This window comes from Nostoc flagelliforme FACHB-838 (assembly GCF_014698065.1).
In the GTDB taxonomy this organism is placed as follows: Bacteria; Cyanobacteriota; Cyanobacteriia; order Cyanobacteriales; family Nostocaceae; genus Nostoc; species Nostoc flagelliforme_B.
On the sequence record NZ_JACJSI010000236.1, the window covers coordinates 1 to 9,090 of the forward strand.

General features: G+C 39.6%; 3 protein-coding genes and 2 pseudogenes. 3 read left to right on the forward strand and 2 right to left on the reverse strand.

Annotated features, from left to right (window positions below):
- Positions 1–518 (reverse strand): annotated as a pseudogene (locus tag H6G97_RS38785) (hypothetical protein); the annotation flags it as partial.
- 1,021 nt (positions 519–1,539) lie between these two features.
- Between H6G97_RS38785 and H6G97_RS38790 the strand changes: the two are divergent.
- The 3 genes from H6G97_RS38790 (at position 1,540) to H6G97_RS38800 (ending at position 6,440) form a co-directional block, all read left to right on the forward strand.
- The gene (locus H6G97_RS38790) at positions 1,540–2,703 is read left to right on the forward strand and encodes a S1C family serine protease (protein ID WP_199349956.1); all 1,164 of its coding nucleotides are present in this window, start codon (positions 1,540–1,542) and stop codon (positions 2,701–2,703) included.
- A gap of 206 nt (positions 2,704–2,909) precedes the next feature.
- A complete protein-coding gene (locus H6G97_RS38795; RefSeq protein ID WP_277883400.1) occupies positions 2,910–3,506 on the forward strand; it encodes a COP23 domain-containing protein in 597 nt (198 codons plus the stop codon).
- 105 nt (positions 3,507–3,611) lie between these two features.
- On the forward strand, positions 3,612–6,440 hold the full coding sequence (locus H6G97_RS38800) for a tetratricopeptide repeat protein (protein WP_190945978.1): 2,829 nt from the start codon (positions 3,612–3,614) through the stop codon (positions 6,438–6,440).
- 379 nt (positions 6,441–6,819) lie between these two features.
- On the opposite strand, the pseudogene H6G97_RS38805 reads toward H6G97_RS38800, so the two are convergent.
- Positions 6,820–9,090: pseudogene (locus H6G97_RS38805) on the reverse strand (hypothetical protein); the annotation flags it as partial.

Sequence of the window (9,090 nt, forward strand, 5' to 3'; positions counted from 1 at the left end):
TTCTCCTTCTCAATTTTTTCTTTCAAAAGCCTTTCCCGCTCTTGGGTTTCTTCTTCTACCCTCTCCCTCTCAAGTCTGATTAATCGCTGCTCAACTCGTCCACAGTAAAAATCCAAAGCCTTACCCGTCGCCGCTCCGGTAACTGTACCACCCACTAGAAAGATGAGTCCGATTTTCCAACCTTCAATCGGGCCACCGCTCCACTGCAAACTTTTTTGGTTAAACCACACCAGCACAGAGAAGACAAAAATTCCAACTACTGTATTGATGAGCGCAAAAACTCTCGGTGTCATTTCAGTCTGTCGCAGTATTAGCCACTGCCCCAGCCAGAGTATTGCACCAAAAATCACCGCAGCGATCGCGCTCATAACCAAATGATCTGGATATCTGAACGGATCTAGTATCATGTTAATGATCAATGGCACAAATATCAGCAGACAGAGCAAAAAGCCAATTAATAAGCCAACGACGCTTATCAGGCTCCAGTAGCGACCGAGATAACCAAGGCGAAATTCCAATATCCACTCTTGTACGGGAAGCATTGTAATGTAAAACGCGATTCCTGCACTGACTTAAATCTTGCATTGGCAGTTGTTTTACCTTTGTATTTAGCATATTTGGCATAACCGTGCCAAAGCAGACAAGAAAGATACTAACCTAAGACAAATTGAAGCGATTATTACTGAAAGGTTTCTCACTCCATGCGATCGCACTTTGCACTGACCAAGCTAAATGTTCTTGCCTCAACGAATCTCGGATCAGCCAAAAAACTTGATTCTCCCAATTTAGAAATGATTATAGGGTTTGTAAAACCCGTTTCATTGCCCTAAAGTGTACCACTGGCAACAGGTTGAGGGAGGTTGTTTATTCTGGTAAAGGTTGATTATTTTCAGCGATCGCAACGAGAAACCGCAGGCATCGCGCTTTGTGTAACTAGTAGCTCATAGCGATAATCTCTTTTCAATGGAACCTGCAACCCTACCCCCAACAAGATAGCCCAGACGAGCTTTCAGCTTTTCAAGCGTGCCATTCGACCGAGAGCTAATCTGTCTCTCGTCAGTAAAGCTGTCGGCGTGGCTGATGGTGAGCTAATAAAGAACAGATTGGGCGCTGGCAAGTTGCTTTACTTTCAGCGTATTTCTGGAAAATAGATTGTGCCGTGTGTAGTCTAAATTGAATATCAATTTAGCTCCTGTGGTTTTAATGATTACGCCATCTTGAATTTACGAAGTTCGTCCCCGTAGACTAAATATAAATTTTTGTAACTAAAATTATTGATTTGCGTATAAACCACGAGCTACAGCAGATACACCAATAGAACCAGATGATCGCTTCTTTAATCAAAGTATCCAATGCATTTTATTCAGGGCAGGAGATAAATCCAGCTTGCAGTTTGTGCTTAACTACGCAAGAACCAGTATTTAGCCACTTTTTCCAGTTCTTATTCTCTTAAAACTCAAAAGTTGTGCTTAATGCTGAGAATTTTCCATATCTAAAGTTTTATCAGTTTTCAATTATACATTTGATTTTTGTTAAGTGATGAAAAAGCAATTCTTACAACTGGGCACTTTCGCAATCTGTACAACATTAACCGTTATTACCAACACCAACATTGAACAGTTACTACCGAATAACCACAAGAAAGTATGGCACTCTTATACTGCCTTCGCACAAACAAATGAGGAACAAATTTCCCGTCAAGTTTATCAAAAAGCAAGTCCTGCTGTAGTGACGGTTCAAACTGGTACAGGTCACGGAAGTGGTTTTGTTGTCAGTCAAGATGGGTTAATTATCACCAATGCCCATGTAATTAAACCATTACCAAAAAATCAACAAGAATTAATAAATTACAATCTAAATGATTTTCCTCGTGTAGTGACTGTTGTTTTCTCCAATGGGAGAAAAGTCTCGGCTGATGTATTGGGCTTTGGCAAAAGTGGATTAGATTTAGCAGTGCTGAAAATCTACAATCAGAAAAACTTGCGTACACTTGATTTAGCTGTCCCTGGAGATACTTCAGTAGGAGAACGGGTTTTTGCTCTTGGTACTCCTCTGAATGCAGATTTCAAAGACACATTTACCCAAGGTCATATTACCCGTATCGATTCTAAGAGTGGAAAAATTCAACATGATGCGGTAATTCAAGGTGGTAATTCTGGAGGCCCGCTTCTCAATAGCAAAGGTCAAGTCATTGGTGTGAATACAGCAGGGGTTGGAGTTGGAAAATTAAATAGTGGGATGAACTTTGCAATCCCTGTTGCTCAAGTGCAATCTTTTATCGCTGCCACCAGAAAAAAAGATATTTCTTCTTTCTCTACCCTAGTTCAGCCAACAACAAAACCCACTGTTACAACTATCTCACTCAATGGTCAAGTCATTAATGGCAGTTTAGGTAAAGGCGCTCGCAGTTTCGTAAGAGAAAATGGTAGTTTTGTGAATTTGTATCAATTCCAAGGTCGCTCAGGTCAACAGGTAATTATTGAGATGGTTAGTCAGAAAATTAACCCAGTGTTAATTTTGTACCAAATTAAGGCTGATGGCGCACGTAAAGTAGTAGACAAAAACGATGACAGAGGCCCTGGTGATTTTAATGCTCAAATTGTGACTAAGTTGCCAGAAAATGGGGTTTATGAGGTAGGCGCGAGTTCATTAGAAGCAAAAGAAATAGGCAATTACATTTTACGTGCAACTGCTAAACCCTAAATCAATTACCAAGCACCATCCTTGATAACCTACCTGATAATAGATACTGTTTACAGAATAAAAATAACCTCTTCTCAAAAACATTTCTATTTTTTAGAAGAAGGATGAGGTGTTAAGTAAAGGTTCAACAGTATTTATTTCAAAAAAGTACAAACTTGCTCTAATATTCATCATTCAATCTTAGTTCTATTTAAATAGTTAGACTTATGCATAAGCAACCATTTTTCATTGGTTTAGGACTTGCTATTTGCACAGTTTTCACCAATTTGAGCATTATCTTTCCAAGTTTCAGCCAATCGAGTCCCTCTAAATCTCAGCCTGCTCAAACGACCTTTGTTTGTGGCAAAAAAATGGATCAATCTAGTGGTGACACAATTCCAGTTACAGCTGCTTGGATTCCAGAAAAAAGAGGTCATGTGTATTTCATTGGTTGGAAATCTGAATATTTTAATCAAGGTGGTTGGACACCACAAAAACGCTGTGAACAAGTAACTCAAAAATTTCAAGAATTTTATTCCCAGAATCGTTTAAATTACATATCATCCGGCAAGCATAATGGCTATCCTGTTATTTGTGGAGTTACCAATCTTGGAGAGATTTGCAATGGAAGCAATCAATTATTTACAGTTAGATCCGGTAGTAATCCTGATGAATTAATCCGAAGACTCATGGATATTGCAGAAGGTAAAACATCAGAACCATTGCTGCAAAATTCAGGGAAACAGACATATATTCCTGTGCAAGCCTTTTTAGTTCAATCACCTATTATTGATATCCAAGGATCAAGAAACACCCAGAGATAAACTATCCAGCAACCATCGGGTGCGTTGTCCCACAACACAACGCACCCGATATCATCTATTAACATCCAAATTTCTTAATTACAAATTACAAATTAATTAATATCTATGAAAAAAACCATTCTTTTAATTACATCCTTACTACTTTTACCAATTCCCACCACAGCCAAAGAAAAACCCGCTAATACTCTCCCCAAGACTTGCCAAATAGAACCCGCTCAAGGAGAAAGCGGCGAATACTCCCCACAACAACTGCAAATCCTCGCCAGCCAAACCACAATCAGAGTCATAGGTGATAACAACGGCGGTTCGGGAACCCTACTTGCCAAACAAGGTAACACTTACCTAGCGATCACCAACGCCCATGTCATTAGAAACGTAAACAATATTAAACTACAAACCACAGACAACAAAACCTACACACCAAAAATCGTCCCTAACCCCAACTTAGAAAACCTGGATTTAGCCTTACTAGAATTTCAATCAAATCAAAACTATTGCCTTAGAAAAATAGCCGACTTTGTTCCTGACATTCAAACACCAGTAATCGCTGCGGGATATTCTACTGAGAAAAACGAAATAGTCTATCGCCCGGGAAGAGTGCAACAAATACCAGATAGACCACTCAAAGAAGGTTATCAAATTGGTTATACCAGCAACATCGAACAGGGAATGAGTGGCGGTGCAATTATTAATAGTCGTGGAGAACTTATAGGCATCAATGGTAAAAGTGCCTATCCCATACTAAATACAGGCTTTACCTATCCAGATGGTACAAGACCAAAAGAAACACAAATTCAACAAATGCGAACAGTCAGTTGGGGAATACCTATTGCCACCTTTCTAGCGCAAGTCAACCCACAAACATTAACAGCTTACTCTCTACCTTTACCCAATGTTCAAGATAGCATAGCGCAACCGCAACTAACAGGATGGTTAGGAGAATTAGAAAAAACAGCCCAACAAATTACCGTAAAAATTCAAAATAAAAGTGGTGGTAACGGTTCAGGATTTATCATTGCCAGAGAAGGAAACACCCATACAGTCTTAACATCAGCCCACGTTTTTTCTGCACCCAAGGATACCAACAAGACATGTCGTAACTGTGAGTATGAAATAGTAACAGTAGATGGTCAAGCCTACTCAGTAGACAAAAGCACTATTAAAGTAGAAGTAGGTGTAGATTTAGCGGTAGTCAAATTTACTACTGAGCAGAACTATCAAGTTGCTACCCTTGCAAATTATAACCCCAACACTGGTAGCTATATTTTTACGGCTGGGTATCCCAAATTAGGGAATAACTCACCTTGGCGATTGACAATGGGGAGAATTTTTGACAAAGAATTTGGATTATTACAGATCAGCCAATCAGATTTTCAAAGTGACAGTTCTAGTGGATTACAAACCGCAAGTTCCTTAGCTGGAGGTTATGAGTTAGTTTACACCAGCATTACTTACGCAGGGATGAGTGGTGGGCCAGTATTGGATTCACTTGGACGAGTCATTGGGATTCATGGACGGGCTGAAGGAGAGATGGTTGATGACCCAAAAACTGGAGACTGTGGTGGTAATGCGGAATGCCAAGTACAACTAGGCTATAGTTTAGGCATTCCTGTCAGTACATTTTTAGGGTTGGCGACGCGCTTTGGTACTCAAGCGAAAGTAGAAAACGCAAAACCACCCCAACTAAATGCACAACAAGTCAAGTCTATTCAACAAGCAGTATTGTCAACTAATATCTCACAAGGAAATGCCACAGCCAGCCAATGGCTAGAAAGAGGAAATCAACTTTGGCGATTACGTCGTTATCCAGAAGCTATTCAAGCTTTTGATAAAGCAATTGAGCAAAAACCATCATTTGTTTACTTGGCTTATTATGGCAAAGGTTTGGCTCTCGGTTGGAATCGTAAATATCCAGAAGCTATAGCTGCATTAGAGCAAGCAGTGAAATTCAATCCAGAGTTTGTGGCTGCTTGGCAGGCTTTGAGTGCTTCCTATCAAGAATTAAATCAATTAGAGCCAGCATTAATAGCAATAAAAACAGCAATACAACAGAAACCAAGAAATTCTAATTTATACAACGATAAAAGCAGAATCCTACAGGATTTGCAAAGGTATGAAGAAGCAGAAGCAGCAATAAATGAGGCAATTAAATTTAGCCCTCGCGCTGGATTTTACAACAACCGGGGAATTTTCTACAAAGACCAGAAAAAATGGGAATTAGCTCTCACTGACTACAACCAGGCTATTCAATTTAACCCTCAATTTGCTCTTGCTTACAAGAATCGTGGAAATCTTTACCATGAGCAGAAAAAATGGGAATTAGCTCTCGCTGACTACAACCAGGCTATTCAATTTAATCCTCAAGATGCTAATGCTTACAACAATCGTGGTATTCTCTACAAAGAGCAGAAAAAATGGGAATTAGCTCTGGGTGACTATAACCAAGCTATTAGGATAAACCCTCAATTATCTCAAATTTACTACAATCGTGGAAATCTCTACCATGAGCAGAAAAAATGGGAATTAGCTCTGGGTGACTATAACCAAACTATTAAGATAAACTCTGACTTTGTTCTAGCTTACAACAATCGTGGTGTGATCTACTATGAGCAGAAAAAATGGGAATTGGCTCTGGCTGATTTTAACCAAGCTATTAAAATAAACCCTCAAGATGCTCAAGCTTACAATAATCGTGGTCTGATCTACTATGAGCAAAAGAAATGGAAATTAGCTCTGGCTGATTTTAACCAAGCTATTAAGGTAAACCCTCAAGATGCTCAAGCTTACGCAAGTCAAGGTGTTGTTCACGCTAAAATGAACAACAAAAAAAAAGCTATTGAAAATTTCCAACAAGCAGCTCAACTTTTTCAGGCTCAAGGTAATACTCCTGATTATGAACGAGTGATGAATTCACTAAAAGAGTTGCAAAGATAGGGATTAATAATTGGTATTGCTATACCAATTTCGTAATTAGGTTAATTACTTGAATTTCGCTTGATATTATATATTACCGCTTAATTACGAATTTTCTCAAGTTATCGAATAATTATTTGTGCTTTTTGAGATTTCATATATTGGCATTTTCGAACTAACCCCTTGTATTGCTGGAGTGCTGTATCCACATCTCCATTCGCTAAAGCCAGACGCGCTTGCTGTTCTAATTTTTCACAAGAATTTGATGGTGTGGTGGGAATGCAATTAGATGTTCTTCAAGCAACCGCGTAGAAAATTTGAAATTGCAAAATTGATGTCGAAAGTGGAGGAGTGATCGCCCAATGTCTAACACCCAATGTCCAATGCTCAAAAAACAAATTTATCTTTGTAAATCTATTTGTTGCGCTTGAGATTTAGCTAATACTTTATCGATTTGAGTATTAACATCCTCAAAAGTTTGCAATATCTGGGGAGTTAGTTTATTAGTCTGCACCTGACCAGATTGCAAGTTTAAAATTACCTCCCCGTTTTTCTGTGAAATAGTTAAATCCCTCTGCTGGGTATTGAAAGCCAAGTCATAAATCTTTCCTTGGACTTGAGTACCATTTTCATCAGACTTACCCCAGACCATGCCAATCCTTTGAGCAATTTGAGTCAGCCGACTGATGGCTTCAAGTTCAAATGTATCCTGATTCATTACTGTCAACGCTGACTCTGATAATTGCTCACCAGCTTTAAACCCATTTGCCACTTCTACAATGCGTTTTTTGTAATTTTCCGACTTCCCTAACTTATCTGCGGCATTATACCAATTTCTCAAATCATCAATAGTAACTGTCGGGGACTTCTTTACACCTAGAAGTTCGGTTTTTGTACTATTAGTAATATCTGGTGTAGAAGGAGTAGTGGAGAGTGATGGAGTTATAGATTGGTTAGGTGGGGATTGTGCTGTTTGTTCTGGTGGTTTCAAAAACTGCGGTCGTGTAGCGAGGGAATTAACTCTTTGTTGATAGTCACTATCCGTTTCAATAATTCCCCCGAATTTCTTGGTCATGCTCGACAAAGTTTTGGCAGGGATGGAGCTATCAACCAAGTTAAATACCGCTAGACCTTTCTTAGTTTCCCTAATGACATCTTCGGGTGGGACTTGGGAATATACAACATTTTGCTTCTTTAGCCATAAGGTTACAGATTCAACTTTGTGATTGTCAACAGCCAAGCCCGTGACTCCCAGCTTTTTGTTTGATTCTGTAGAAAATAAGAAAGTAGAACGCTCTTTAATATGATGTAGAATTGGCTCACTACTATCAATCATCTGCTGTTGTTGAGGGTTAACTGATTGAGTCCCAAAAGCCTGAAATTCCTTCGTCCATTTCTGGGGATATTCAACGGTCTTAGGGTCAATTTGAGCGCAAATAACAGAAAAGTTACTTTCAATAATAGTGGGTGCGTGTGTAAGTTGTCCGGTTTTGAGTAGTCCAAGCTGTCTGAGCGCGTCTTTGTCTTTTTTAAAGTGCAACACTCCCAAGGGTTCACCATTCAAAAATACAGCATCTCTAGTTTTAGAAGCTGAGGTTTCGATAGTCAGTTTTCGGTAATCTTGATCATTAAATGTCTGACCAGAAAAATCATAAAAGTTAATTTTATTGATTTTGAGAAGGTTCCCATTGGGAGATTCACCCAGGACAAAAGCTTGATCTCCAGTTTCGGAGATTGACGTGAGCTTTAATTTTAGAGGATTACCATTTTTCAGATAATCAATTTGTTTCAACTGCTGGACAGAATCGCTGTCTAACTCCCCTAATGTTTTACCATCTAACTTAATTTTTACTGTTTTATCAGGAATCGGCACAGTGCCAAATTCTAAGTTGACCGATTCGGCGTTAAAAACAAGTCCTGCATAAGAGAAGTTCTTGAGTTCACGGATAGTAATTTCAACCGGCTCGTTTCCTGGTAGTCCAATAGTTGCTTTGGCAGTGGCAGGTTCTATCCCAACCATACTTGCTTGCGCTTTCGTACCAATGGGAAGCTGTGCGGTTCTGGTTTCGAGCATGGCGAATTCCTTATATTCGCCATCAGCATCCTGTACAAATATTAGCCTGGAAACATGGCGCTCATGTCCGACTGGGTGGTGACTAGCTCTAATTTCTATCGGGTGCAAATCATCCTTGTTCCAGTCTCGACCCAAAAATTGATTCGCTTCATTATTTAATGTGACTAACTTTGGCTCAGTAAATTGCAATTTATCTAAGCGAGAGATAATCTCATTGGGGAAAGCAGCGAAGGCAAAATTGGAGACTTTTTTAGCGATCGCCTGGGGGTTTGCGTTTTCTTTTCTTGCAATTTCAAGTTCATCTTGGCGGGATGCACAGATATTCCAAGCGGCGGCGGATAGAGCAAGTTTTTCTGACTCTGGGATCTTCGCATAAAATGCGAGAGCCGCCTCTTGTGCCTTATCGAAAAGTAATTTAGTTTGGCTTCTAGTAAGTTCTGGTTTTAGTTCTAGGAGTTTAGCTCCCTGCATGGTCATCCCCGATTTGAGGTTGTGGTCAGTCACAGATTGTTGGCTAACTGTCCCCAGGTTGCGGTAGGCGGGTTTTCCATCTGACCCAACCTCGCCATCTATCTGTGCAACTGCTAATAATTTATG